Genomic DNA, 24,427 nt, shown 5'->3' with positions numbered 1-24,427 from the left:
CCGGCTGCACGGGACTAGGTTTGTAGCCGTGAGTTCCGCCAGAGTCTTCGTCGCGCGCTTGGCCGGATGCAGTGTCTTCGACCCGGCCGGCGATCGCGTCGGCAAGGTCCGCGACGTGCTCCTGGTCTACCGGCAGAACGACGCCCCGCGGGTGGTCGGCCTGGTGGTCGAGATCCCCGGGCGCCGTCGGGTCTTCGTGTCGATCGGCCGGGTCACCAGCATCGGCAGCGGCCAGATCATCACCACCGGGCTCATCAACGTGCGCCGCTTCGAGCAGCGGGGCGGAGAGGTTCGCGTCATCGCCGAGCTCCTCGGCCGCCGGGTGAGCTTCGTGGACGGCTCCGGTGACGCGGTCGTCGAGGACGTCGCGATCGAGGAGGCCGCTCCCGGCGAGTGGGAGCTCGCGCAGCTCTTCGTCCGCCGGCCCAAGACCAGCCCCTCCCCCTTCGCCAAGGGCGCGACCGCCTTCGCCGGCTGGCGCGAGGTCCGCGAGAGCGTCTCGACCGAGGCGCAGTCCGCCGAGCAGTACGTCGCCAGCCTCTCCGAGCTCAAGCCCGCCGACCTCGCCAGCACGCTCCTCGACCTGCCGCAGCAGCGGATGCTCGAGGTCGCCGGCGAGCTCTCGGACGACCGCCTCGCAGACGTACTCGAGGAGATGCCCGAGAGCGAGCAGGTCGAGATCCTCGGCCGGCTCGACGACGACCGCGCCGCCGACGTCCTCGACCAGATGCAGCCGGACGACGCGGCCGACCTGATCGCCCAGCTCTCGGAGGAGCGCGGCGAGGCGCTCCTGGAGCTGATGGAGCCGGAGGAGGCGGACGACGTCCGCATGCTCCTCACCTACGCCCCGGAGTCCGCCGGCGGTCTGATGACCACGGAGCCGATCATCGTCTCCTCCGAGGCGACCGTCGCCGAGGGTCTCGCCCTCATCCGCCGCCACGAGCTCGCCCCGGCCCTCGGCGCCGCCGTCTGCGTCACGCTGCCGCCCTACGAGCCGCCGACCGGCCGCTTCCTCGGCATGGTGCACTTCCAGCGGATGCTCCGCTACCCGCCGCACGAGCGCCTCGGCACCCTGCTCGACCAGAGCATGGACCCGATCACGCCCGAGACCTCGGCGGCCGAGGTCGCCCGGATCCTGGCCAGCTACAACCTCGTCTCGGTGCCCGTCGTCGACGCGTCCCACCGCCTCGTCGGCGTCGTGACCATCGACGACGTCCTCGACTACCTCCTCCCCGACGACTGGCGCAGCCACGGCGACGACGACGAACCGAGGAAGCCGGTGACGACGGCGACGCAGGGCGTCCCGCTCGTGCCGCCGGCACCCGCGGCGACAGGCAGGACACGACGGGGACGGAGGGGCGCGCGTGGCTAGGGACACCAAGCAGGACCGGCGCCTGGACGCTCCCAAGGGCTTGCGCACCCGGGTCCTCTCGCGGCGGAACCGCCCGAGCAGCGACCGCTTCGGCCGCCTGACCGAGTCGTTCGCCCGCGGCATGGGCACGCCGTGGTTCCTGGTCGGGATGACGATCTGCTGCGTCTTCTGGCTGATGTTCAACACCTACGGGCCCGCGGACGCGCGCTTCGACTCGCAGGCCCTCGGCTTCACGGTGCTGACGCTGATCCTCTCGCTGCAGGCCTCCTACGCCGCGCCGCTGCTGCTGCTCGCGCAGAACCGCCAGGACGACCGCGACCGCGTGCAGATCGAGCAGGACCGTCAGCGGGCCGAGCGCAACCTCGCGGACACCGAGTACCTCGCGCGCGAGGTCGTGGCCCTGCGCCTGGCGATCCGCGACATGGCGAGCAAGGACTTCATCCGCTCGGAGCTGCGCGGCCTGCTCGAGGAGCTCGAGAAGGATCGGGCGCAGGAGCCCGAGCGGCGCGATGCCTGACGTCGACGCCATCGAGACCGCCGTCAGGACGGCGCTGGCCCGGGTCGTCGATCCGGAGATCCGGAAGCCCATCACCGAGCTCGACATGCTCGAGTCGGTCGAGGCGGCCGTCGACGGAGCGGTCCGCGTCGCGATCCGGCTGACCATCGTCGGCTGCCCGGCCGCCTCCGCGATCGAGCGCGACGTACGCGAGGCCGCGGCCTCGGCTCCCGGAGTCACGGCGGTCGACGTCGTGGTCGGAGTCATGACGCCGGCGCAGCGCACCGCCCTCACCGAACGCCTCCAGGGCGGCCGCCGGAGCATGCCCTTCGGCCCGGACTCGCTCACCCGCGTGTACGCGGTCACCAGCGGCAAGGGCGGCGTCGGCAAGTCGACCGTCACCGCCAACCTCGCGGTCGCCCTCGCTCAGCGGGGGCTCGCGGTCGGCCTCGTGGACGCCGACGTGCACGGCTTCTCCATCCCCGGCCTGCTCGGCCTGATGCACGACGGGCGCGTCGCGGGACCCACCCGCGTCGGCGAGCTGATGCTGCCGCCGGTGGCGCACGGCGTGAAGGTCATCTCGATCGGGATGTTCCTCGAGGGCGACACCCGGGGGGCGGCCGTCTCCTGGCGCGGGCCCATGCTGCACCGCACGATCTCCCAGTTCCTCACCGACGTGTACTTCGGCGACCTCGACGTGCTCCTGCTCGACCTGCCTCCCGGTACGGGGGATGTGGCGATCTCCATCGGGCAGCTGCTCCCCCATGCGGAGGTCCTCATCGTCACCACGCCGCAGCCGGCGGCCGCCGACGTGGCCGAGCGCAGCGGCGCGCTCGCCCGCCAGTCGGGTCAGCGCATCGTCGGAGTGGTCGAGAACATGTCGGGGCTTCCGCAACCCGACGGCTCGGTGTTGGAGCTCTTCGGCAGCGGAGGCGGGGCCGAGGTCGCGCGTCGGCTCACCGCGGCGGGCGACGAGGTGCCGCTGCTCGCGTCGCTGCCGATCTCCGTCGCGCTGCGGGCGGGGGGCGACGAGGGCGTGCCCGTCGTCGTCGGCGATCCGGAGGATCCTGCCGCCCGGGCGATCGACGCCCTGGCGGCGACGCTCGCCGCGCGGCCGCGGGGACTGACCGGCCGTCGTCTTCCGCTCGCCGTCGGCTGACGCCTCCGCGCGGCTTCGTGCGGGCGGCGTCGGTCGAGACGCCCGCCCGACGCTCCTCGCGGAGCAGGGCTCAGGTGGCCTCGGAGTCGATCGGCGGCGGCGCGACGCTCGAGAGCGTGCCGGACGAGACGGAGCGCTGCATCGTCGTGTAGTAGCTGTCCTGCGCGGAGCCGGTGCCGCCCGGCACGACCGGAGCGGCGACAGCGGTGGGCGGCTTCACGGTGGGGGCCGGATCGTCCTCGAGCAGGGCGTCGCGGATGATGCGGCGGGGATCGTACTGGCGCGGGTCGAGCTTCTTCCAGTCGACGTCGTTGAACTCGTCGCCCATCTCGTCCTTGACGCGCTCCCGGGCCTGCGTGGCGAATCCGCGCACCTTGCGCACGAGCTGCCCGAGCTGGGCGGCGTAGTGCGGGAGGCGGTCGGGACCCAGCACGAAGACAGCGATGACCCCGATGATGAGGAGCTTGTCGAACGTCAGACCGAACACGAGGACAACACTAACCCGCCGCGCCTCCCTCGCGGAGCCCGCGCGCCACCGTACCCTGACGATGCCCGGGCGCGATCCGCTCGGTGCACCGATCAGAGGAGCGCCCCCGTGGCCGACAAGGATGCCAACTTGAAGTACGCCGAGGACGCGGTCGTCGAGTCGGAGGCCATCGCCTCGGCCCGCCGGCTCTCGGTCGAGCTGGGCATCGACGCCGTCTCCCCCTCGATCGGAGCGCAGGCCGCGCTGGTCGCCGCCGCGGCGCGCGCGACCTCCATCATCGAGATCGGCACCGGCACCGGAGTGAGCGGCCTGTGGCTGCTCGACGGCGCCCCCGAGGCCATGCTCACCTCGATCGACTCCGAGGCGGTGCACCAGCAGCACGCGCGCGCCCAGTTCCACGAGGCGGGCATCTCGCCCAACCGGCTGCGGCTCATCCCGGGCCGCGCCCTCGAGGTGCTGCCCCGGATGAACGAGAACTCCTACGACATCGTCTTCGTCGACGGCGATCCGCTGCAGGTCATCGAGAACGTCGAGCACGCGCTGCGGCTCGTCCGTCCGGGCGGGACGGTCCTCGTCCCCCACGCGCTCTGGCGCGGACGCGTGGCCAACCCCGCGCAGCGCGACGAGATCGCGACGGCGTTCCGCACGCTGGTGGCCGAGGTCTGCGCCTCCCCCGCCGTGGTCAGCGTGCTCTCGCCGATCGGCGACGGCCTGCTGCAGGCCAACAAGCGCCGCGCCTGACGAGCGCGGCCGACCGAGGAAAGACGGAACGCCCGCCGCACGGTGTGCGACGGGCGTTCACGACGGTGCGGATCAGGCGGGAGACACCACCGACGCGAGCGCGTCGTGCAGCTCTTTCGCCTCTGCATCGTTGACCGAGACGACGAGGCGTCCGCCTCCTTCGAGCGGAACGCGCACGACGATGAGTCGGCCCTCCTTAACAGCCTCCATCGGTCCGTCTCCGGTCCTCGGCTTCATGGCCGCCATAGAGTTCCCCTTTCGTGACGTATCCCCCTATTATCGTGCATCCGCGGGGGTGTTCCGAACCGCGCCCGGAAGTCGGGCGTCAGCCGATCACGGCGGGGACCAGTCGCCCGGGGTGAACACCCAGCACAGCAGCACCCAGACGATCTGCCCGACGATCGATGCGGCCACCACGAACACCCTCAGGAGGGTCGACCGCGGCACCGCGAGCGCCCCGGCCAGCGGGAACATCGGCATCAGGATGCGGAACGTGCTCGACTGCGGGTAGAAGAACGCGAAGAGGTAGATCGCGTAGCCGCCGACCCAGAGCCGCGAGAAGACGTCGAGGCTGCGCGTGGCCCGCGAGAACAGGATCGCCAGGAATCCGAGCACCACCACGACGGTGATGCCCATGCCCGTGATCGGCGAGCCGAACCAGAGGCCTCCCCACCAGCCCCCGCCGGCGAACCAGGAGGTGAAGGGGATGAGCTCGCCCTCGCCGATGAAGACGCTGCGCCAGGCGAGCTCGGTGTCGGTGTACGCGGTGAAGGAGCCGGTCACGGCCCAGGCGATGAGCAGCCAGGCGAACCCCACCGCGAGGGACCAGACCGTGAGGGAGACCGTGAAGGCGAACTCCCGGCGGGCGAACGGCTCGGTGCCGCGCACGTGCCGCCAGACGCGGTAGAGGAAGTAGAGGCCCGTCATCGCCGCGATCGCGAGACCGCTCGGGCGCAGGAGCCCCACGACCAGCACGACGGGGAACGTCCAGATCCACTTGCGGCGCACCAGCAGGAGGAGCAGCACGGCCGTCAGGAGGATGCCGCCGGACTCCGCGTAGCCGATCTGCAGGATCGGGGACGTCGGAGCGACGCAGAAGAAGACGATCCCCATCAGCGCCTGGCCCTCGCTGAGCGAGACGCGGAACAGCCGGTAGATCACCAGGCACGCCGCTGCACTGCAGACCAGGGCGACGAGCACCGCCGCGTTCGCCCAGTCGAGCCCGGTGATGTTCATCAGGCCGCGGACGGTGAACGGGTAGACGGGCATGAACGCCCAGGGGTTCTGCTCCACGGCTCCGGACGGCGAGAGCGGCAGGACCGACGGGTACCCCGTCATCCCGATCCGCTCGTACCAGCCGCCGTCCCACGTCGTCGCGAACCGGACGTAGGTGTCGCGGAGTCCCGTCCACTCGACGCCCTGACGCACGGCGCCGACACGGAGCATGATCACGGTCGTGACGACCCGGGACACGGCGAAGACCAGGAGCACCTGGATCCACCACGGGATCCTCCGGAGCAGACCCCAGCGGGAGCGGGACGGAGAGGCGTCCTCCGTCTCCGGCGCGGTCGCGGTGGCGGTGGCGCTCACGCGAGCGGCCCGCGGTCCGTCGAGGAGGCGGAGGGGGTCGTCAGCGGGGAGCGGGCGGGTGTCGCCGCGGCTCGCCGGCGGGTCGGCCGGAGGAGGGGCGACGCGTGTCGCGGCTCACCGGCTGGCGTGAGGGGAGACATTCCGACGAGCATACCCGTGCGGGAGTCGGGAGTCCCCGGAGGAGCACCGCGCCGGGCGGGCGCTCGGCACGATCACGGCGGGGTCCAGTCCGATCCGGCGACGGCCCAGCAGATCGAGATCCAGACGATCTGGCCGCCGATCCCGAGCAGGACCAGCGCGACGCGGAAGACCGGCGAGCGCGGCACCGCCAGCGCTCCGACGAGCGGGAACATCGGGCCCAGCAGCCGGAAGGTGCTCGACTGCGGGAAGAAGAACGCCAGCAGGTAGACGCCGTACCCGGCGACCCAGGCCCGGCTGAAGAGATCCAGCCTCCGTGTCCACGGTGCGGCGAGGATCCCGACGAACGCCGCCAGCAGGAGCACCACCAGGACGATGCCGACGGCCGGAGCCCCGAACCACCACGAGCCCCACCAGGCGCCGCCCTGGAACCACGGGGTCAGCGGGAGCAGCTCCTGGTAGCCGATATAGACCGCACGCCACGCCAGCTCGGTGTCGGTGTACGCGGTCATCGACCCGGTGACGGCCCACGCCACGGCGGGCCAGAGGAAGCCGACCACGAGCCCCCACGCCGTCAGGCCCACGGCCGGCAGCCACTCCGACCGCGGGAACGGCTCCGTGCGGCGCCGGACGAACCGGTAGACGACGTACAGGCCGAGCGCGGCGGCGAAGGCGAGCCCGCTCGGCCGGGTCAGGCCCAGCAGCAGCACGACGGGCACGACCGCGAGCCAGCGCCGCCGCACCAGGAGGAGGAGCGTGACCGCGGTCAGGAGCATCGCCATCGACTCCGCGTAGGCGAGCTGCATCAGCGGCGAGGTCGGCGCCACGCAGAACAGCAGCACCGCCGTCAGCGACTGCGACTCGCCGAGGGAGTGCCGGAAGAGGCGGTACAGGACGAGGCAGGCTCCGGCTCCGCACAGGACGGAGACGGTCACGGCGGCCGGAGCCCAGGTGAGGCCGGTGAGCGCCATCAGCGCCTTCACGACGCCCGGGTAGAGCGGCATGAAGGCCCAGGCGTTCTCCCCCACGTGGCCGTCCTGCGTGATCGGCAGGAAGCCGGGGTACCCGGTGGCCGCGATGATCTCGTACCAGCGGCCGTCCCACATCGACGCGAAGGCCGAGTAGGACGGGGAGGGTCCGGTCCACGGGTTCGCGAGCTGGTGCGCGGCGAACTGCAGCAGGATCACCGTCGTGACCACGCGGGTCGCGATGTACACCAGGAGGACCCGCGCCCACCACGGGACCAGGCGCAGGCGGAGGCGGACGGGGACGGCCGTGGCGCTCGCGCTCACGAGGACGCGGTCAGCCAGCGGCGGAGGCCCTCGGCGCACTCGGTGATCTCGCGCACCGCCACGCGCTCGTCGTCGGCGTGGGCCCGGAGCGGGTCGCCCGGTCCGTAGTTGACAGCCGGGATGCCCATTGCGGAGAACCGCGCGACGTCGGTCCAGCCGTACTTGGGCTTCGCCTCGGCTCCGACGGCCGCGAGGAAGGCCTGGGCCAGAGGTGCGTCCAGCCCCGGGCGGGCGCCCTCGGCCAGATCGTCCACCGTCACCTCGAACCCCTCGAAGAGCTCCTCGAGGTGGGCGAGCGCCTCCTCCCCGGACCGGTCGGGGGCGAAGCGGTAGTTGACCTGCACCGTGCAGAGGTCCGGGATCACGTTGCCCGCGACCCCGCCGGTGACGCGCACGGCGTTGACGCCCTCGCGGTACACGAGGCCCTCGACCTCGACCTCGCGCGGTACGTAGGCGGCGAGGCGGTCGAGGATCGGCGCCGCCGCGTGGATCGCGTTCTCGCCGACCCAGCTGCGGGCGGAGTGGGCGCGGACTCCTCGGGTGACCACGTCGACCCGGAGCGTCCCGTTGCAGCCGCCCTCCACTGCTCCGCTCGTCGGCTCGCCGAGCACCGCGAAGTCGGCGGAGAAGAGGTCGGGGCGGTGCCGGGAGAGGCGGCCGAGGCCGTTGAGGTCCGCTGCGACCTCCTCGTTGTCGTACCACATCCAGGTGATGTCGACGGCCGGATCGGAGAGCTCGGCGGCGAGGACGAGCTGCACCGCCACTCCGGCCTTCATGTCGACGGTCCCGCGGCCGACCAGGTGCTCGACGCCGTCGATCGTCTCGGCGACGACGGGCAGGTTGCCGTTGACCGGCACCGTGTCGAGGTGCCCGGCGATCACGACGCGCTGGGCGAGGCCGAGGTTCGTCCGCGCCACGACGGTGTGGCCGTCGCGGATGACCTCGAGGTGGTCGTACTGCTCGAGCGCCCACTGCACCGCGTCCGCGATCTCGAGCTCGTCGCCCGAGACGGACGGGATGTCGCAGAGGATCCGCGTCAGGGCGACCGGATCGGTGCGCAGATCGAGCGGAGGGGCGGTGGTCGGATCGGCCATGCGCCCCAGGGTAGCGGCCGGACGCTCCGCGCTACCCTGATCGGCATGACCTTCGAGCACTCCGCAGACTCCTCCGCGCCCGCCTCCGCCTGGGGATACGGGCTCGCCACCGTGGCCGCCGACGGCACCGTCCTCGACACCTGGTTCCCGGAGCCGCGCCTCGGCACCATCCCGGCCGGCCGCGACCCCTGGATCGTGCCGGCGGAGTTCGAGGAGCAGGCCGGCGAGGATCCGCGCCGCGAGGTCCGCATCGACGTGGTCACGCTGCAGATCGACGTGCAGGCGCCGCCCGCCTCCACGTCCGACGCCTACCTGCGGCTGCACCTGCTCTCGCACCTCCTGGTCCGCCCGAACGAGGTGAACCTCGACGGCGTCTTCGCCCACCTGCCGAATGTGGTGTGGACGAACGCCGGTCCGGTCTCGCCGGAGTCGTTCACCCGCCTGCGCCCCTCGCTCCGGCGCCACGGCATCCAGGCCACCGGCATCGACAAGTTCCCGCGGCTGACCGACTACGTCACCCCCGCGAAGGTGCGCATCGCAGACACCTCGCGCGTCCGCCTCGGCGCGCACCTGGCACCCGGCACGACGGTGATGCACGAGGGCTTCGTCAACTTCAACGCCGGGACCCTCGGCAGCTCGATGGTCGAGGGGCGCATCTCGCAGGGCGTCGTGGTCGGCGACGGCTCGGACATCGGCGGCGGCGCCTCCATCATGGGCACCCTCTCGGGCGGAGGAGTGCAGCGCGTCTCGATCGGCGCGCGGGCGCTGCTGGGTGCGAACTCGGGCATCGGCATCTCCCTCGGCGACGACACCGTCGTCGAGGCCGGCCTCTACGTGACCGCCGGCACCAAGGTCGTCGTGGTCGGCGGAGCGCCGCGCGCCGACGGCGCCCCGCAGACCGTGAAGGCCGTGCAGCTCTCGGGCGTGCCGAACCTGCTCTTCCGCCGCAACTCCCTCACCGGGGCCGTCGAAGTCCTCCCCCGCACCGGCGCCGGCATCGAGCTGAACGCCGCTCTGCACGCCTGAGGGCGAGCGTCCGGCGCCGCCGGGCCCCGCAGGCGGCACCCCGGGACGACCCGTGCTGATCGAGTCCGCGGCGACCACGCCGCTCTGCGTCCCGCCTCGAAGAAGCGGTTCGAGCCTCGGACGGCTGACGAGAGGCGGGTGCGCCGCACGGCGAGAGCCCGCCCCCGGCGGGGACGGGCTCTCGGGGACCGGTCAGCGGTCGGTCGGCCAGTGGCGCTCGGGCGAGCCCATGTAGAGCTGCTGCGGGCGGCCGATCTTGGTCTGCTTGTCGGTGTTCATCTCGCGCCAGTGGGCGATCCAGCCGGGCAGGCGGCCGATCGCGAAGAGCACGGTGAACATCCGGGTCGGGAAGCCCATCGCCTTGTAGATGACGCCCGTGTAGAAGTCGACGTTCGGGTAGAGGCGCCGCTCCTTGAAGTAGTCGTCCTCGAGAGCGAGGGCCTCGAGCTCCATCGCGATGTCGAGCAGCGGGTCCTTCACGCCGAGGGCCTGCAGGACCTCGGAGGCGCTCTCCTTGACCAGCTTCGCGCGCGGGTCGTAGTTCTTGTACACCCGGTGGCCGAAGCCCATCAGGCGCACGCCCTCCTCCTTGTTCTTCACCCGCTCGACGAACGTCGACACGCTCTCGCCCGACTCGCGGATCCGGCCGAGCATGGTGAGCACCGCCTCGTTCGCTCCGCCGTGCAGAGGGCCGAACAGGGCGTTGATGCCGGCCGAGACGGAGGCGTAGAGGTTCGCCTCGGTGGAGCCGACGAGGCGGACGGTCGACGTCGACGCGTTCTGCTCGTGGTCCTCGTGGAGGATCAGGAGGCGGTCGAGCGCCTTCGAGAGCACCGGGTCGACCTGGTACTGCTCGGCCATCGTTCCGAAGTTGAGGCGGAGGAAGTTGTCGACGAAGCTCAGCGAGTTGTCCGGGTAGAGGAACGCCTGGCCGATCGCCTTCTTGTGGGCGTACGCCGCCATCACGGGCAGCTTCGCCAGGAGGCGGATCGTGGTGAGCTCCACCGCCTCCGGATCCTTCGGGTTGGAGCTGTCCTCGTAGTACGTCGACAGGGCCGAGACCCCGGCCGAGAGCACCGACATGGGGTGCGCGCTGTGCGGGAGCGCGTCGAAGAAGCGCTTGAGGTCCTCGTGGAGGAGCGTGTGGCGGCGGATGCGCTCGTCGAAGCCCGCGAGCTCGTCGGCCGTCGGCAGCTCGCCGTAGATGAGGAGCCAGGCCACCTCGAGGTAGGTCGCGTTGGTGGCCACCTCCTCGATCGGGTAGCCGCGGTAGCGGAGGATCCCCTGGTCGCCGTCGATGTAGGTGATCTGCGACTTGGTCGCCGCCGTGTTCACGAAGCCGTAGTCGAGCGACATGAAGCCGGTCTGCTTCGACAGGGTCGAGAAGTCGATGCTCGAGGAGCCGTCGACGCTGCGCAGGACCGGGAAGTCCGCGGTGCGGTCGCCGAAGGTGAGCGTGACCTTCTCGGGGAGCTCCTGCTCCGCCGGCGCGGGAGGCGGCGTCGTGGCGCTCCCGGTCGCGGGCTCCGTGGAGCCCACCGTCGCGGTTCCGTCGCTCTGCGTGCCGGATTCGGTCACAACGCCTCCCAGGTCGTCGCGGTCGCACCCCGGGAGCGCTCGCGCGGAGCGGGCGGCGCCGGGTCTGGATCGTGGTGCAGCCGGGGCCTCGCGAGGCGCCGTCGACCGAACCACATACAGCCTATGGGCAAAGCGGGGGCACTGTGACATCGCCCAGCGCTGGGGCCGGGTCCTTGTCGGAACCCGCCAGGATCGGCCGGGTCGAGCGCCTCAGAGGCCGCCGGACAGGCGCTCGACGGCCGCGTCGATCCGCTCGTCGGAGGCCGTCAGCGAGAGGCGCACGTGCTCGGGGAAGCCCTCCCCGTAGAAGACGCCGGGGCCCGCGAGGACGCCGAGGCGGGCGAGCCGGTCGATGGACTCCCAGGCCGCGCGGCCCTCGGTCGCCCACAGGTAGAGGCCGGCCTCGCTGCGGTCGATCCGGAAGCCCGCGGACTCGAGGGCGGGCCGGAGGCGGTCGCGGCGGGAACGGTAGCGCTCCTTCTGCGCGGCGACGTGCTCGTCGTCGGCGAGGGCGACGATCATCTCCACCCGCAGCAGACCGGGGACAATCACGGCCGCGTGCTTGCGGACGGGCACCAGGCGCGCAATCAGGGCCGCGTCCCCGGCGACGAAGGCGGCGCGGTAGCCGGCGAGGTTCGACTGCTTGCTCAGCGAGTAGACGCCGAGGACCCCGGTGCGGTCCTCCCCCACCACGCGCGGGTCGAGGACGCTCGGGATCGGCTCGTCGGCCCAGCGGCAGTCCCAGCCGAGCTCGGCGTAGCACTCGTCCCCCGCGATCACGGCCCCCAGCTCACGGGCACGCGCGACGGCGCGCTGCAGGGCGGGCACGTCGAGCACGGCGCCATCGGGGTTGCCGGGAGAGTTGAGCCAGACCAGGCGGGTCGTCGCGGGCCATTCGGCCGGGTCGTCGGAGGCGAGCGCCTCGGCGCCGGCGATCGCCGCGCCCATCGCGTACGTCGGGTAGGCGGCGCGCGGATGCACGACCACGTCCCCCTCCCCGAGTCCGAGGAGGAAGGGCAGCCAGGCGACGAGCTCCTTGGAGCCGATCGTCGGCAGGACCTCGTCGATCCCGAGGCCCTCGACTCCGCGCCGCCGCGCGTACCAGGCGGCGATCGCCTCGCGCAGAGCGGGGGTGCCCACGGTCGTGGGGTACGCGTGCGAGTCCGTCGCGCGGGCGAGCGCGTCGCGGATCGGGGCGGGCGTCGGGTCCACCGGCGAGCCGATCGACAGGTCGACGATCCCGCCGGGGTGCTCCGCCGCCGTGCGGGCGAAGGGCGCCATCAGGTCCCAGGGGTAGTCGGGCAGCGCGCCGAGGGCCACGGGAGCGGCCTCAGTGGCTCTGCGGAGGCAGCGCCGCGATGACCGGGTGGTCCTTCGCGATCACGCCGACCTTGGCGGCTCCACCCGGGGAGCCGATCTCGTCGAAGAACTCGACGTTGGCCTTGTAGTAGTCGGACCACTCCTCAGGGAGGTCGTCCTCGTAGTAGATCGCCTCGACGGGGCAGACCGGCTCGCAGGCACCGCAGTCCACGCACTCGTCCGGGTGGATGTAGAGCGAGCGCTCGCCTTCGTAGATGCAGTCGACCGGGCACTCGTCGATGCAGGCGCGGTCTTTGACATCGACGCACGGAAGTGCGATCACGTAGGTCACGGTGCTCCAGGTCCCTTCGAACAGTGTCTCTATCGTACGGGGGCCGACGGGGCGTCGGCGTCCGCGGGCCGCGGGGCGGCGGCGGGAGCGGCCGCCCGCAGCCGCGGCCAGGCGATCACGACGAGGGCGATGAGGGCGGGGAGGAAGGTCCAGGCCACGCCGAGGCCGTTCGCCGGGACGAGGACGGATCCGCCGGTGCTGCGCAGGGCGAGCAGCCCGATCATCCCGAGCAGGCCCATCGCGGTGCAGAACGCGACGAACCGGTCGATGAGCACGAGGCGCAGCCCGAGCAGGAGCAGCAGCACGCCGGCGAGGGAGGCGGCGAGGCCGACCGGGAGGACGACACCGCCGACCGACACGGTGCTCTGATGGGCGACGGTCGTGATCGCTCCGACCACCGCGCCGACCAGGACTCCGGCGACGCCCGACAGCACGCGCGATCCCAGCGTCGGACGCTCCTCCGGCAGCGGCGCCGGACGCCCCGCCTGCGCGACCGGGCGGAAGCGCTCGATGCGGCCGATGGGGAACGGCGGACCGCTCGAGAGCCGGGCCTCGTCGCCCTCGACCACCAGCTGCGTCGCGTGCGCCTCGAGGGCCGCGCGCTTGCGGGCGTGGTCCTCGGCGGACAGCTCGATCACGACGTCCCCGGGGAGGGGCGGGGCCGCGTCGGGGAGGACGGCGAGGAAGCGCAGGCCCAGGCGCTCGGCGGCGCGCTCGGCGACCCGGGCGGTACGGACGTGGTCCGGGTGGCCGTAGCCGCCGCCCGCGTCGTAGGACAGCACGACGCCCGCGTCGACCTGCCGGAGGACGGCGACGAGATCCGCCACCTCCTCGTCCTCGGGCGCGGCGGTGAAGGACGCGGGATGCACCGGCTCGAGCGGCACCGGGACGCGGCCTGTGCCCCACTGCATGCCGGAGTCCCGGTAGACGCGCGGAGCGAGGCCGGGTGCGCGGGCGCCCGCCTCGCCGAGGAAGCGGTGGTCGGCGACGCCGAGGGCCGTCAGGGCGACGACGAGCTCGGTCGTCCGGTGCGCGGCCAGCTCGGCCGAGCCCTCGAGCGGAGCGAGGTCCTCGGGGATGACCTCGCCGCACTCGCCCCGCGTGGCGGTGACGACGGTCACGGAGGCGCCCTGTGCCACCAGCCGCGCCAGGGTTCCGCCCATGGTGATCGTCTCGTCGTCGGGGTGGGCGTGCACCGCCACCACCCGCTCCGCTGCTGCGTCCCGGCCCGCGTCCACTCTCCGCCTCTCGTCCTGCGCGGCCTCCGCTGCGGGCGCTTCTGGACAGCGACCGGGCAGCGGACTACAGTCGACCCGGGTTAGGCAAGGCTTACCGAACAACGGAGGCCCGCCGACCGGATCGACTCGGGGCGGGAGTCGCCCCCTCCTCGTCCACCATCGACCAAGAGAACACGCGTGCTCGCAAACTACCTCATCGGCCTCCGCGAAGGCCTCGAAGCCGGCCTCGTCGTCGGCATCCTCGTGGCCTACCTGACCAAGCTCGGCCGGCGCGACGTGCTGCCGCGGCTCTGGACCGGTATCGCCGCCGCGATCGCGATCTCACTCGTCACCGGTGCGATCCTCACCTGGGGCCCCTCGACCCTGTCGTTCCAGGCTCAGGAGCTCATCGGCGGCGGCCTCTCGATCCTCGCGGTCGGCCTGGTCACCTGGATGATCTTCTGGATGGGCGCGAACGCCCGCAGCATGAAGGGCGACCTCGAGTCCCGGCTCGACGGCGCCGTCGCGGGTTCGGCCCTCGGCATCGTGGTCCTCGGCTTCATCAGCGTCGGCCGCGAGGGCATCGAGACGGCGCTCTTCGTCTGGGCGAGCGTGTCCTCGAGCACTGCGGGGTCGGGATCCAGCGCGTGGGTCGGCACGGTCGGCGCGATGCTGGGCATCCTCAGCTCGGTCGTCATCGCGTACCTGATCTTCCGGGGCTTCGTCCGGATCGACCTCGGGCGCTTCTTCACCTGGACGGGCGGCTTCCTCATCCTTGTCGCGGCCGGCGTCCTCTCCTACGGCGTCGGCGACCTGCAGGAGGCGTCGCTCCTGCCCGGCTGGGGCACCCCGCTGTTCTCGCTCGGCCCGATCCTCCCGCCGCCCGTGACCGCCGTGGTCGGCGGCCTCTTCAACTACACGCCCGAGCCGACCGCTCTGCAGTTCGCCGCCTGGCTGCTCTACCTCGTCGTCGTCGGCGCCCTGTTCGTCCGCCAGGTCCGCCTGCGCGGTCCGCGACGGGGCAGCGCGGCCCCGGTCGCCGCTCCCGCTCCCACCTCCGTCTGACCCGCTCCGGCACCGCCGGCGCACTCGCCCCGATCCAGGAGAAGCATGTCCTCGCGCGCTCGTCCCACCCTCCCCCGCGTCACCCTCGGCCTCGCCGGCGCCGGCGCCCTGGCGCTGATCCTCACGGGCTGCGTGCCGAACACCCCCGCGTCCTCCTCCTCCGCCGCGCTCGACGTCGCGATCAGGGACGACGCCTGCGAGGTGTCGACGGCGACCGCCGAGGCGGGAGCGGTGACGTTCTCACTGACCAACGGCGGCTCGGACGTCAACGAGTTCGAGATCCTGGCCGAGGACAAGCTGCGGATCGTGGGCGAGAAGGAGAACGTGACCCCGGGCCAGAGCGTCTCCTACGTCGCTCAGCTCGAGCCTGGCACCTACTACACCGCCTGCAAGTTCCAGCAGGTCGGCGCCCCGGTCGGGCTGAGCGAGTTCACCGTGACCGGTGAGGCCACCGCGCAGTCGGCGGACGAGAAGGCGGCGACGGAGGCGGCGGTCACCAACTACGTGGCGTACGTGAAGTCGCAGGTGGGCGAGCTGCTCCCCGCGGTCGCCGAGTTCGCGCAGGCCTACGAGGCAGGCGACGACGAGAAGGCGCGCGGCCTCTTCGCGTCGACCCGCGTCTTCTACGAGCGGATCGAGCCGACCGCGGAGGCGTTCGGCGACCTCGACCCGCGCATCGACTACCGCGAGGTCGACGCCGTCGCCGAGGGCCTGGACTGGACCGGCTTCCACCGCATCGAGAAGGACCTGTGGGCCCCCGCGGAGGGTGCGCTCAACTCCGACGGCACGAGCGCGCTCCTCGACTGGGCGCCCTCCACCCCCGAGCAGCGCGCGCAGTTCGGCCAGGGCCTCGTCGACGACGTGCAGAGCCTGGCCGACCTCGTGAACGCGCCCGGCTTCACCGTCTCGGTGGGCGACATCTCCAACGGCGCCATCGGCCTGCTCGACGAGGTCGCGGCCGGCAAGATCACGGGCGAGGAGGACTGGTGGTCGAGCACTGACCTCACCGACTTCGCCGCGAACGTCCAGGGCGCGGAGGTGGCGTTCGGCAACGTCGAGCCGATCGCGACCGCCAGCGGCGACGAGGGCGCCGACCTCACCGGACGGATCACGCAGCGGTTCTCCGAGCTCGACGCCCTGCTCGCGCAGTACGGCTCGATCGACTCCGGCTTCGCTGCGTACTCCACCGTCACCGCGGAGCAGAAGAAGGAGCTCTCGGACGCGGTCAACGCTCTCTCCGAGCCGCTCTCGCAGCTGACCCACACGGTGCTGGGCGTCGAGGAGCCGGCCGCCTAGTGGGCGCCGAGCATCACGAGGGAGCCCGGCCGACGGCTTCCCAACGGCCCTCCGACGAGCCCCGCCGCCTCTCGCGGCGCGGGCTTCTCGGCCTCGTCTCGGCGGGGACGGCCGGGCTGGCCGCCGGAGTGGGCGGCACGGTGGCCGTCACATCGTCTGCGAGCGCGACGGCCTCCTCCGCCACGCGCACCGTGCCGTTCTTCGGCGCGAACCAGGCGGGCATCACCACCGCCGCGCAGGACCGTCTGCACTTCGCCGCGTTCGACCTCGCCGCGGGCACCACGCGCGAGGACCTCGTCGAGCTCCTGAAGGACTGGACGCTCGCCGCCTCGCGGATGACCCAGGGCCTCGAGGTCGGCGAGACCGGCGCGGTGGACGGGCCGGACACGGCTCCCCCGGAGGACACCGGGGAGGCGCTCGGGCTCGACGCCGCGTCCCTCACCGTCACGGTCGGCTTCGGACCGACCCTCTTCACGGACGAGTCCGGCGCCGACCGCTTCGGCCTCGCCGACCGCCGGCCTCCGCAGCTGCAGGCCCTGCCCCGCTTCCGCGGCGACGCGCTCGTCCCGTCGGCCGGCGGCGGCGACCTCTGCATCCAGGCCTGCGCCGACGATCCGCAGGTCGCCGTGCACGCCATCCGCAACCTGAGCCGGATCGCGTTCGGCCGGGCCTCGCTCCGCTGGTCGCAGCTCGGCTTCGGCCGCACCTCCTCGACGTCCACCGCCCAGGCGACTCCGCGCAACCTCTTCGGCTTCAAGGACGGCACGGCGAACGTGAAGTCCGAGGAGGCCGACGCCGTAGAAGAGCACGTCTGGGTCCCCTCCTCCGACGGCCCCGCGTGGATGGTCGGCGGCAGCTACCTGGTCGCGCGGAAGATCCGGATGATCATCGAGACGTGGGACCGCAGCCAGCTGGGCGAGCAGGAGCGGGTCATCGGCCGCAGCAAGGGGTCCGGAGCCCCGCTCTCGGGCGGCACGGAGTCCACCGAGCCGGACTTCGCAGCGGCCGGCGCCACGGGTGCCCCGCTGATCGATCAGGAGTCGCACGTGCGCCTCGCGCACCCGAGCGTGAACAACGGAGTGCGGCTCCTGCGCCGCGGCTACAACTTCGTCGACGGCAACGACGAGCTCGGACGCCTGAACGCGGGGCTGTTCTTCCTCTCGTTCCAGCGCTCCCCGGAGCAGTTCGTCACCGTGCAGCGGAACCTCGCGACCGACGCGCTGAACGAGTACGTGAAGCACGTCGGCTCGGCTGTGTTCGCGGTGCCGCCCGGTGCCCGCGACGAGACCGATTTCCTCGGCTCCGGCCTCTTCGCCTGATCCCTGAGAGGACCCGCACTCCGTCCCAGGATCCGGCGGGCGCACTCCACGGCGCGCCGAAGCCTGCGCCCGTAGCGTCGTCGGCGATGTCCGGGAACAGTGCGAGAAGCGGCCTGACCAAGCGCGAGCGCCAGGAGCTCGCCCGAGCGCAGGCGCGGGAGCGCCGCGAAGCCGAGAGGCGCCGGCGGCGCCGGAACCGGCTGCTCGGGCAGGGCGGAGCGGTCGTCGGGCTCCTCGCGGTCGTGGCCCTGGTCTGCTGGAACGTCTGGTCGCAGCAGGAGGTCGCGAGCGCCGGCCCGGCGAACATGCTCAGCGACGGCATCGTCCTCGCGGGCGACGGCTCGGCCGTGACGGCGACGACGACCGCGGCACTCGCTCCGGGAGCCTCCCCCGTCCCGACCGACGAGAGCGCCACACGGGCGGGCGGAGTCGTCGCCGTCGACCTCTACGTCGACTACCTCTGCCCGTACTGCGGGCAGTTCGAGAAGGCGAACGCCGAGCAGCTGCAGTCGTGGCTGACGAAGGAGGCGATCACGCTCGAGATCCACCCGGTGGCGATCCTCGACTCCTCCTCGGCCGGCTCCGAGTACTCCAGCCGGGCCGCGAACGCCGCGGCGTGCGTCGCCGACGAGGATCCGGACCGCTTCCTCGCCGTGAACGCGGCGCTCTTCGCGCAGCAGCCGGCGGAGGGGACGACGGGCCTCGACGACGACGCTCTGCGGGCGCTGGTGACCGGAGCGGGCGTCACCGACGACGACGTCCTCGCCTGCATGACCGCGGGCGAGTTCCGGCCCTGGGTGAAGGCCGCGACCGAGCGGGCCACCTCGCTCCCCCTCGCTAACTCCTCGCTGCCGAAGCTCGGGTCGACGCCCACCGTGCTGGTGAACGGCGAGCAGTACACGGGGAAGCCGGACGACGCGGCGGCGTTCGTCTCCTTCGTCACCTCGACGCTCGAGGCGGAGTCCTCGACCCCCTCTCCCTCTCCGAGTCCGGAGGGCTGATCCGGACCGCGAGGGACGGGATCGGCGCTGCACGCTGCAGCACCGGGCGGAGACGACGAGACCGGCCGGAGCATCGCTCCGGCCGGTCTCGTCGTGGGCGGGCGCCGAGGCGCCCGGGGCTCAGCCCTGCTTCTTGAGGCGGCTCGTCATGCGCGCGCGGGCGTTCGCATCGAGCTCCACCTTGCGGATGCGGACGACCTCGGGGGTGACCTCGACGCACTCGTCCTCGCGGGCGAACTCGAGGCACTCCTCGAGCGTCAGCTGACGCGACGGCGTCATCGACTCGAAGGTGTCGGAGGTGGACTGACGCATGTTGGTCAGCTTCTTCTCCTTGGTGATGTTCACGTCCATGTCGTCGTTGCGCGAGTTCTCGCCGATCACCATGCCCTCGTAGACCTCCTCGGTGGGGTTCACGAAGAAGGTCATCCGCTCCTGGAGCGCGATGATGGCGAACGGGGTCACGACGCCGTTGCGGTCCGCGACGATCGACCCGTTGTTGCGGGTGACGATCGCGCCGGCCCACGGCTCGTAGCCGTGCAGGATCGCGTTCGCGATGCCGGTGCCGCGCGTGGTGGTGAGGAACTCGGTGCGGAAGCCGATCAGGCCGCGCGACGGAACGATGAACTCCATGCGGACCCAGCCGGTGCCGTGGTTCGACATGCCGTCCATGCGGCCCTTGCGGGCGGCGAGGAGCTGCGTGATCGCACCGAGGTACTCCTCCGGGGCGTCGATCGTGAGGTGCTCGAAGGGCTCGTGCGTCTTGCCGTCGACCTGGCGGGTGACCACCTGGGGCTTGCCGACGGTCAGCTCGTAGCCCTCGCGGCGCATCTGCTCGACGAGGATGGCCAGCGCGAGCTCGCCGCGGCCCTGGACCTCCCACGAGTCGGGGCGTCCGATGTCGACGATCTTGAGCGACACGTTTCCGATGAGCTCGCGGTCGAGGCGGTCCTTGACCATGCGCGCCGTGAGCTTGTGGCCCTTCACCTTGCCGACGAGCGGCGAGGTGTTGGTGCCGATCGTCATCGAGATCGCCGGGTCGTCGACCGTGATGGCCGGCAGCGGGCGGATGTCCTCGGGGTCGGCGATGGTCTCGCCGATGGTGATCTCGGGGAAGCCCGCGATCGCGACGATGTCGCCGGGGCCCGCGGACTCGGCCGGGTAGCGGTCGAGCGCCTTGGTGATCAGCAGCTCGGTGATGCGCGCGTTGGTGTGGGTGCCGTCGTGGTGGACCCAGGCGACCGTCTGCCCCTTCTTGATCGTGCCGTTGAAGACGCGGAGGAGGGCGAGGCGGCCGAGGAACGGCGACGCGTCGAGGTTGGTGACGTGGGCCTGGAGGGGCGCGTCGTCGTCGTAGGTCGGCGCGGGGATGTGCTTGAGGATCGCCTCGAACAGCGGCTCCAGGTCCTCGGCGTCCGGCAGCGTGCCGTCCTCGGGCTTGTTCGCCGAGGCGCGGCCGGCCTTGCCGGAGGCGTAGACCACGGGGACGTCGAGGATCGCGTCGAGGTCGAGGTCCGGCACGTCGTCGGCCATGTCGGAGGCGAGGCCGAGGAGCAGGTCCTGGCTCTCGGCGACGACCTCGTCGATGCGCGCGTCGGGGCGGTCGGTCTTGTTGACCAGGAGGATGACGGGGAGCTTCGCCTCGAGCGCCTTGCGCAGCACGAAGCGGGTCTGGGGCAGCGGGCCCTCGGACGCGTCGACGAGGAGGCAGACGCCGTCGACCATCGACAGGCCGCGCTCGACCTCTCCGCCGAAGTCGGCGTGGCCCGGGGTGTCGATGACGTTGATGGTGATGGGACCGTCGCTCGCGTGCTTGCCGCTGTACGAGACAGCGGTGTTCTTCGCGAGGATCGTGATGCCCTTCTCGCGCTCGAGCTCGTTGGAGTCCATCGCGCGCTCGTCCACGTGGGCGTGCGCGTCGAAGGAGTTCGTCTGCTTGAGCATGGCGTCGACCAGCGTGGTCTTGCCATGGTCGACGTGGGCGACGATCGCGACGTTGCGCAGGTCGGAGCGGGTGGCACTTGCCATGGATACGGACTCGTCTCGTGTTCTCGTGCAAAAGGGGGACCATCCATCGTACCGCAGCGAGGCGTCCGCACGGCGAAGGGCCCCGGATCCCCGCTCCGGAGGGCTCCGAGGAGCGCTCCAGGCGGGGCCGGGGCCCTGGTGACGGTCGGTCAGACCGCGAACTCGATGCCGGCGCCGGGGATGGCGTCGAGCAGCTCGCGGGTGTACTCCTGCTGCGGCGAGTCGAACACGGTGTCCGTCGGGGCGTGCTCGACGATCCTGCCCTTCTGCATCACGCAGACGTCGTCGGCGATCACGCGGACCACCGCCAGGTCGTGCGTGATGAACAGGTAGGTCAGCCCGAGCTCGGCCTGCAGGTCGGCGAGGAGGCGGAGGATCTGCGCCTGGACGAGGACGTCCAGAGCCGACACGGCCTCGTCGAGCACCACGATCTCCGGCTTCAGCGCGAGCGCGCGGGCGATCGCCACGCGCTGGCGCTGGCCGCCGGAGAGCTCGTTCGGGTACCGGCTCGCGATCACGCGCGGGAGGGACACCTGGTCGAGCAGCTCGAGGACGCGCTCGCGCTGCGACGTCCGGTCGCCGACCTTGTGCACTCGCAGCGGCTCCGAGATGGTGTTGCCGATGTTGTGCAGCGGGTCGAGCGAGCCGTACGGGTCCTGGAACACCGGCTGCATGGAGCGCCGGAGCGCCAGCATGTCGCGGCCCTTGAGCTTCTCGGTCCGGCGTCCGGCGATCGAGATCGCTCCGGACGTCGCCGTCTCGAGGCCCAGCACCAGGCGGGCGATCGTCGACTTGCCCGATCCGGACTCGCCCACGAGCGCCGTGGTGGTGCCCTTCGGGATCGAGAACGACACGTTGTCGACGGCGGTGAAGTCCTCGGCCTTCAGGCCGCCGCGGCGGATCTTGAAGACCTTCGTGAGGCCGTCGACCTCGATCATCGGGGCGCCCGAGGCGACCGCGCCGGCGTGGTGCGCGGCGCCCGCGCCGACCAGGTCGACCTCGCGCACGGCCTCCGACTCGCCGGAGACCGACTCCACGGCCCGGCCGGCCGTCGACTGGATGCGGCGCGACGCGAGGCTGGGCGCCGCCGCGATCAGGCGCTGCGTGTAGGGGTGCTGCGGGTTCTGCAGCACCTCCACCGAGGCGCCGGACTCGACGATGCGGCCCTTGTACATGACGATGAGCTTCTCGGCGCGCTCGGCGGCGAGGCCCAGGTCGTGCGTGATGAAGAGCAGCGCGGTGCCGTCGGTCTTCGTCAGCGTCTCGAGGTGGTCGAGGATCCGGCGCTGGACCGTGACGTCGAGCGCCGAGGTGGGCTCGTCGGCGATCAGCAGCTGGGGAGCCGCGGCCAGGCCGATGCCGATCAGCACGCGCTGGCGCATGCCGCCCGAGAACTGGTGCGGGAACTGCTTGAGGCGCTTCTCCGCGTCGGCGAGGCCCGCGTTCTGCAGGACCTCGATCGCCTTGGCGCGCACCTCCTTGCGACCGGTCGCGAGGCCGTTGGCCTTGATGGTCTCCTCGACCTGGAAGCCGACCGACCACACGGGGTTCAGGTTCGACATCGGGTCCTGCGGGACGTAGCCGATCCGGCGGCCGCGGATGTCCTCGAGCTCGGTCCTCGTCGCCTTCGCGAGGTCCTTGCCGTCGAACAGCACGGAGCCGGCGGTGACCTGGCCGGTGCCGGGGAGCAGGCCGATGATCGCGGCGGCGGTCGTCGACTTGCCGGAGCCCGACTCCCCCACGATCGCGACGGTCTGGCCGTGCTCGATCGTGAGGCTCACGCCGCGGAGGGCGGGGACCAGTCCGCTGCCGGTCTGGAAGCCGACCTCGAGGTCGGTGACCTCGAGCAGCGGCCCGTGCGGTGCGTTCGGTGTCGTGGCGGTCATCGGAGGGCCCTCGCCTTCGGGTCGAGCGCGTCGCGGAGCGATTCGCCGAGGAGGATGAAGCTCAGCACCGTGACCGTCAGGGCGATCGACGGGTAGATCAGCGTCTGCGGGTTGGTGCGCAGATCGCGCTGGGCCTGGCTGATGTCGTTGCCCCACGACATGACCGAGCCGGGAAGGCCGACGCCGAGGAACGACAGCGTCGCCTCCGCGGTGATGGCCGCGCCGAGCGAGATCGTCGTGACGACGATGACGGGAGCGATCGAGTTCGGCAGCACGTGTCGGAACAGGATCGCCATGCGGGAGAGGCCGGTCGCGGTGGCGGCGCCGACGAAGTCGGCCTGCTTCACGCGGAGGACCTCGGAGCGCAGGACGCGCGCCGTCGTCGGCCAGGCGAACGCGCCGATCGCCAGGGCGATGACGAACACGTTCCGGTAGGCCGAGAAGACGGACATGATGACGACCGCGGCGAGGATGTAGGGGATCGAGAAGAAGATGTCGCCGAGGCGCATGATCACGGTGTCGACCCAGCCGCCGAAGAAGCCGGCCAGAGCGCCGCCGATGACGCCGGAGACCGTCGTGATCACGATCACGATGAGGCCGACGGTCAGCGACGTGGACGTGCCGTGGATGATCCGCGAGAAGACGTCGCACCCCTGCTTGGTGTAGCCGAGCAGGCTGCCGTCGCCGGGGCCCTGGTTGCTGAACGAGAGCGCGCACTGGCGGGGGTCCACCGAGGTGAACAGGCCCGGGAACAGCGCGACGGCGATGATGACGAGGATCAGGACGCCCGAGATCCAGAACATGGGCCGCTTGCGCAGGTCGCGCCACGCGTCGGTCCAGAGGTTGCTGGGCTTCTCGTCGAGGCTGACGGCGTCGACCGACGCGATCGGCGTCTCCTCGAGCGGGGCCACGAAGTGGTCGATGCGGCGGGCCTTCTGCGCGCCGCCGGTGGACTCATTTGGCATAGCGGATCCTCGGGTCGAGTACGGCGTAGAGCAGGTCGACGAGGATGTTCACCACGAGGTAGAACAGCACCATGACCGTGACGAAGGAGACGACGGTCGGCCGCTCACCTCGGATGATCGCCTGATAGAGCGTGTTCCCGACTCCGGGAACGTTGAAGATGCCCTCGGTCACGGTCGCGCCGACGATCAGGAGGCCGAAGTCGGCTCCGAACTGCGTCGTGACCGGGATGAGCGAGTTGCGCAGGACGTGCACGGGGATGACGCGGCGTCGCGAGAGCCCCTTGCTGTACGCGGTGCGGACGAAGTCCGAGCCGGCCGTCTCGATGACCGAGCCGCGCGTGAGGCGGATGGCCGAGGCGACCACGAACAGGGCGAGCACGATCGCGGGCAGCAGCAGCCTCTGGAACGACGCGTCGGCTCCGACGGTCGGAGGGAACCATCCCAGCTGGATCGCGAAGAAGGACTGCGCGATGAAGCAGAGCACGAAGATCGGCACCGACACGAGCAGGAGGCTGACGACCAGCGCGCTCGCGTCGAAGAAGCTGCCCTTGCGCAGACCGCTGATGAGACCGATGGTCAGCGCGACGACGATCTCGATGACGATCGCCATCATGGCGAGCGTCAGGGTGACCGGGAAGGTGCGGGCGAGGATCTCGTTGACGGACTGGCCGGAGAACGAGATGCCGAAGTCGCCGCGGACGACGCCTCCCAGGTAGTACAGGTACTGGACGAAGAAGGGCTCGTTCAGGTGGTACTGCTCCTCGAGGCGGGCGAGGAGTGCGGGGCTCGGCGTCTTGTCGCCGAAGAGCGACAGGAGCGGGTTCCCCGGCATGGAGAAGACCATGAAGTAGATGAGGAACGTGGTGCCGATGAGCACGGGGACGGCTTGCAGGATGCGTCGGACGATGTAGGCGAGCATGTCAGCCCAGCCGGTTCCGGAGTCGCATGGATGGGGACCTCATTCGATTGTGACCGAAACAGGGCGCTCCGCCCGTGCCGTGACCTGGTGGCCGACGGCACGGGCGAAGC

General features: G+C 71.6%; 22 protein-coding genes. 9 read left to right on the top strand and 13 right to left on the bottom strand.

Features of this window, described 5'->3' with window-relative positions:
• Nucleotides 1–28: 28 nt before the first annotated feature.
• Genes C5C33_RS01285 through C5C33_RS01275 form a run of 3 tightly spaced genes read left to right on the top strand, consistent with a single transcriptional unit; the run spans nt 29 to nt 3,027 of the window.
• Nucleotides 29–1,372 carry a magnesium transporter MgtE N-terminal domain-containing protein gene (locus tag C5C33_RS01285; RefSeq protein WP_104225554.1) on the top strand — a complete coding sequence of 448 codons (1,344 nt, stop codon included), beginning with the start codon at nt 29–31 and terminating at the stop codon, nt 1,370–1,372.
• The gene (locus C5C33_RS01280; protein WP_104260193.1) at nt 1,365–1,889 is read left to right on the top strand and encodes a DUF1003 domain-containing protein; all 525 of its coding nucleotides are present in this window, start codon (nt 1,365–1,367) and stop codon (nt 1,887–1,889) included. The genes C5C33_RS01285 and C5C33_RS01280 overlap by 8 nt, the downstream gene beginning before the upstream one ends.
• On the top strand, nt 1,882–3,027 hold the full coding sequence (locus tag C5C33_RS01275; RefSeq protein WP_104260122.1) for an Mrp/NBP35 family ATP-binding protein: 1,146 nt from the start codon (nt 1,882–1,884) through the stop codon (nt 3,025–3,027). Before C5C33_RS01280 ends, C5C33_RS01275 begins: the two co-directional genes overlap by 8 nt.
• A 70-nt stretch (nt 3,028–3,097) precedes the next feature.
• Here the strand turns inward: C5C33_RS01275 and C5C33_RS01270 are convergent, their stop codons facing one another.
• Nucleotides 3,098–3,514, bottom strand: coding sequence for a twin-arginine translocase TatA/TatE family subunit (locus tag C5C33_RS01270; protein WP_146076468.1), 417 nt, complete (start codon nt 3,512–3,514; stop codon nt 3,098–3,100).
• 108 nt (nt 3,515–3,622) lie between these two features.
• Between C5C33_RS01270 and C5C33_RS01265 the strand changes: the two genes are divergently transcribed.
• Nucleotides 3,623–4,255, top strand: a complete 633-nt coding sequence (locus C5C33_RS01265; RefSeq protein ID WP_104260192.1) for an O-methyltransferase — start codon at nt 3,623–3,625, stop codon at nt 4,253–4,255.
• 72 nt (nt 4,256–4,327) lie between these two features.
• On the opposite strand, the gene C5C33_RS01260 is transcribed toward C5C33_RS01265, so the two are convergent.
• The 4 genes from C5C33_RS01260 to dapE all read right to left on the bottom strand — a co-directional run bounded on the left by C5C33_RS01260 (nt 4,328) and on the right by dapE (nt 8,369).
• Complete coding sequence (locus tag C5C33_RS01260) at nt 4,328–4,501, bottom strand: DUF3117 domain-containing protein (protein ID WP_068208299.1); 174 nt, start codon at nt 4,499–4,501, stop codon at nt 4,328–4,330.
• 87 nt (nt 4,502–4,588) lie between these two features.
• Nucleotides 4,589–5,845, bottom strand: coding sequence for a hypothetical protein (locus C5C33_RS01255; RefSeq protein WP_104260123.1), 1,257 nt, complete (start codon nt 5,843–5,845; stop codon nt 4,589–4,591).
• 212 nt (nt 5,846–6,057) lie between these two features.
• Nucleotides 6,058–7,275, bottom strand: coding sequence for a hypothetical protein (locus C5C33_RS01250; protein WP_258069143.1), 1,218 nt, complete (start codon nt 7,273–7,275; stop codon nt 6,058–6,060).
• Nucleotides 7,272–8,369, bottom strand: coding sequence for a succinyl-diaminopimelate desuccinylase (dapE, locus tag C5C33_RS01245; RefSeq protein WP_104225552.1), 1,098 nt, complete (start codon nt 8,367–8,369; stop codon nt 7,272–7,274). Before dapE ends, C5C33_RS01250 begins: the two co-directional genes overlap by 4 nt.
• 45 nt (nt 8,370–8,414) lie before the next feature.
• Between dapE and dapD the strand changes: the two genes are divergently transcribed.
• Entirely contained in the window at nt 8,415–9,395 is a 981-nt protein-coding gene (dapD, locus tag C5C33_RS01240) for a 2,3,4,5-tetrahydropyridine-2,6-dicarboxylate N-succinyltransferase (RefSeq protein WP_104260124.1), read from the top strand.
• Nucleotides 9,396–9,587: 192 nt separating this feature from the next.
• Here dapD and C5C33_RS01235 read toward each other — a convergent pair whose 3' ends face one another.
• The 4 genes from C5C33_RS01235 to C5C33_RS01220 form a co-directional block, all read right to left on the bottom strand.
• Nucleotides 9,588–10,973: a citrate synthase gene (locus C5C33_RS01235; protein WP_258059270.1), complete on the bottom strand. Its 1,386-nt coding sequence runs from the start codon at nt 10,971–10,973 to the stop codon at nt 9,588–9,590.
• A 210-nt stretch (nt 10,974–11,183) separates the two neighbouring features.
• On the bottom strand, nt 11,184–12,293 hold the full coding sequence (dapC, locus tag C5C33_RS01230) for a succinyldiaminopimelate transaminase (RefSeq protein ID WP_104260191.1): 1,110 nt from the start codon (nt 12,291–12,293) through the stop codon (nt 11,184–11,186).
• Between the two features lie 10 nt (nt 12,294–12,303).
• A complete protein-coding gene (fdxA, locus tag C5C33_RS01225) occupies nt 12,304–12,624 on the bottom strand; it encodes a ferredoxin (RefSeq protein WP_104222984.1) in 321 nt (106 codons plus the stop codon).
• Nucleotides 12,625–12,653: 29 nt separating this feature from the next.
• Nucleotides 12,654–13,862, bottom strand: a complete 1,209-nt coding sequence (locus tag C5C33_RS01220) for a PIG-L family deacetylase (protein ID WP_146083675.1) — start codon at nt 13,860–13,862, stop codon at nt 12,654–12,656.
• 177 nt (nt 13,863–14,039) lie between these two features.
• Between C5C33_RS01220 and efeU the strand changes: the two genes are divergently transcribed.
• The 4 genes from efeU (at nt 14,040) to C5C33_RS01200 (ending at nt 18,522) form a co-directional block, all read left to right on the top strand.
• A complete protein-coding gene (gene efeU, locus C5C33_RS01215) occupies nt 14,040–14,906 on the top strand; it encodes an iron uptake transporter permease EfeU (protein WP_104225548.1) in 867 nt (288 codons plus the stop codon).
• 45 nt (nt 14,907–14,951) lie between these two features.
• A complete protein-coding gene (gene efeO / locus C5C33_RS01210; RefSeq protein WP_104237549.1) occupies nt 14,952–16,202 on the top strand; it encodes an iron uptake system protein EfeO in 1,251 nt (416 codons plus the stop codon).
• Nucleotides 16,202–17,521: an iron uptake transporter deferrochelatase/peroxidase subunit gene (efeB, locus tag C5C33_RS01205; protein WP_104260127.1), complete on the top strand. Its 1,320-nt coding sequence runs from the start codon at nt 16,202–16,204 to the stop codon at nt 17,519–17,521. Before efeO ends, efeB begins: the two co-directional genes overlap by 1 nt.
• 86 nt (nt 17,522–17,607) lie before the next feature.
• A complete protein-coding gene (locus C5C33_RS01200; RefSeq protein ID WP_104260128.1) occupies nt 17,608–18,522 on the top strand; it encodes a thioredoxin domain-containing protein in 915 nt (304 codons plus the stop codon).
• Between the two features lie 120 nt (nt 18,523–18,642).
• Here C5C33_RS01200 and typA read toward each other — a convergent pair whose 3' ends face one another.
• From typA to C5C33_RS01180, 4 genes are all read right to left on the bottom strand, one after another.
• Nucleotides 18,643–20,547 carry a translational GTPase TypA gene (gene typA, locus C5C33_RS01195; RefSeq protein ID WP_104222978.1) on the bottom strand — a complete coding sequence of 635 codons (1,905 nt, stop codon included), beginning with the start codon at nt 20,545–20,547 and terminating at the stop codon, nt 18,643–18,645.
• Between the two features lie 149 nt (nt 20,548–20,696).
• On the bottom strand, nt 20,697–22,433 hold the full coding sequence (locus tag C5C33_RS01190; RefSeq protein WP_104260189.1) for an ABC transporter ATP-binding protein: 1,737 nt from the start codon (nt 22,431–22,433) through the stop codon (nt 20,697–20,699).
• Nucleotides 22,430–23,398 (bottom strand): ABC transporter permease, encoded by a 969-nt coding sequence (locus tag C5C33_RS01185; protein WP_104222976.1) that lies wholly within the window; start codon nt 23,396–23,398, stop codon nt 22,430–22,432. The genes C5C33_RS01190 and C5C33_RS01185 overlap by 4 nt, the downstream gene beginning before the upstream one ends.
• Nucleotides 23,388–24,317, bottom strand: a complete 930-nt coding sequence (locus C5C33_RS01180) for an ABC transporter permease (RefSeq protein ID WP_104222975.1) — start codon at nt 24,315–24,317, stop codon at nt 23,388–23,390. The genes C5C33_RS01185 and C5C33_RS01180 overlap by 11 nt, the downstream gene beginning before the upstream one ends.
• Nucleotides 24,318–24,427: the final 110 nt, after the last annotated feature.

The sequence above is a fragment of the Rathayibacter sp. AY1H3 genome, assembly GCF_002932015.1.
The sequence above is the reverse complement of the archived record's forward strand: the minus strand, read 5'-3'. Positions and strand labels throughout refer to the sequence as shown.

Excerpts from the sequence above, each read along its gene's own strand:
- typA (WP_104222978.1), bottom strand. The coding sequence starts at position 20,547 with ATGGCAAGTGCCACCCGCTCCGACCTGCGCAACGTCGCGATCGTCGCC.
- C5C33_RS01190 (WP_104260189.1), bottom strand. The coding sequence starts at position 22,433 with ATGACCGCCACGACACCGAACGCACCGCACGGGCCGCTGCTCGAGGTC.
- C5C33_RS01260 (WP_068208299.1), bottom strand. The coding sequence starts at position 4,501 with ATGGCGGCCATGAAGCCGAGGACCGGAGACGGACCGATGGAGGCTGTT.
- dapE (WP_104225552.1), bottom strand. The coding sequence starts at position 8,369 with ATGGCCGATCCGACCACCGCCCCTCCGCTCGATCTGCGCACCGATCCG.
- C5C33_RS01185 (WP_104222976.1), bottom strand. The coding sequence starts at position 23,398 with ATGCCAAATGAGTCCACCGGCGGCGCGCAGAAGGCCCGCCGCATCGAC.
- efeO (WP_104237549.1), top strand. The coding sequence starts at position 14,952 with ATGTCCTCGCGCGCTCGTCCCACCCTCCCCCGCGTCACCCTCGGCCTC.
- C5C33_RS01275 (WP_104260122.1), top strand. The coding sequence starts at position 1,882 with ATGCCTGACGTCGACGCCATCGAGACCGCCGTCAGGACGGCGCTGGCC.
- dapD (WP_104260124.1), top strand. The coding sequence starts at position 8,415 with ATGACCTTCGAGCACTCCGCAGACTCCTCCGCGCCCGCCTCCGCCTGG.
- C5C33_RS01180 (WP_104222975.1), bottom strand. The coding sequence starts at position 24,317 with ATGCTCGCCTACATCGTCCGACGCATCCTGCAAGCCGTCCCCGTGCTC.
- C5C33_RS01200 (WP_104260128.1), top strand. The coding sequence starts at position 17,608 with ATGTCCGGGAACAGTGCGAGAAGCGGCCTGACCAAGCGCGAGCGCCAG.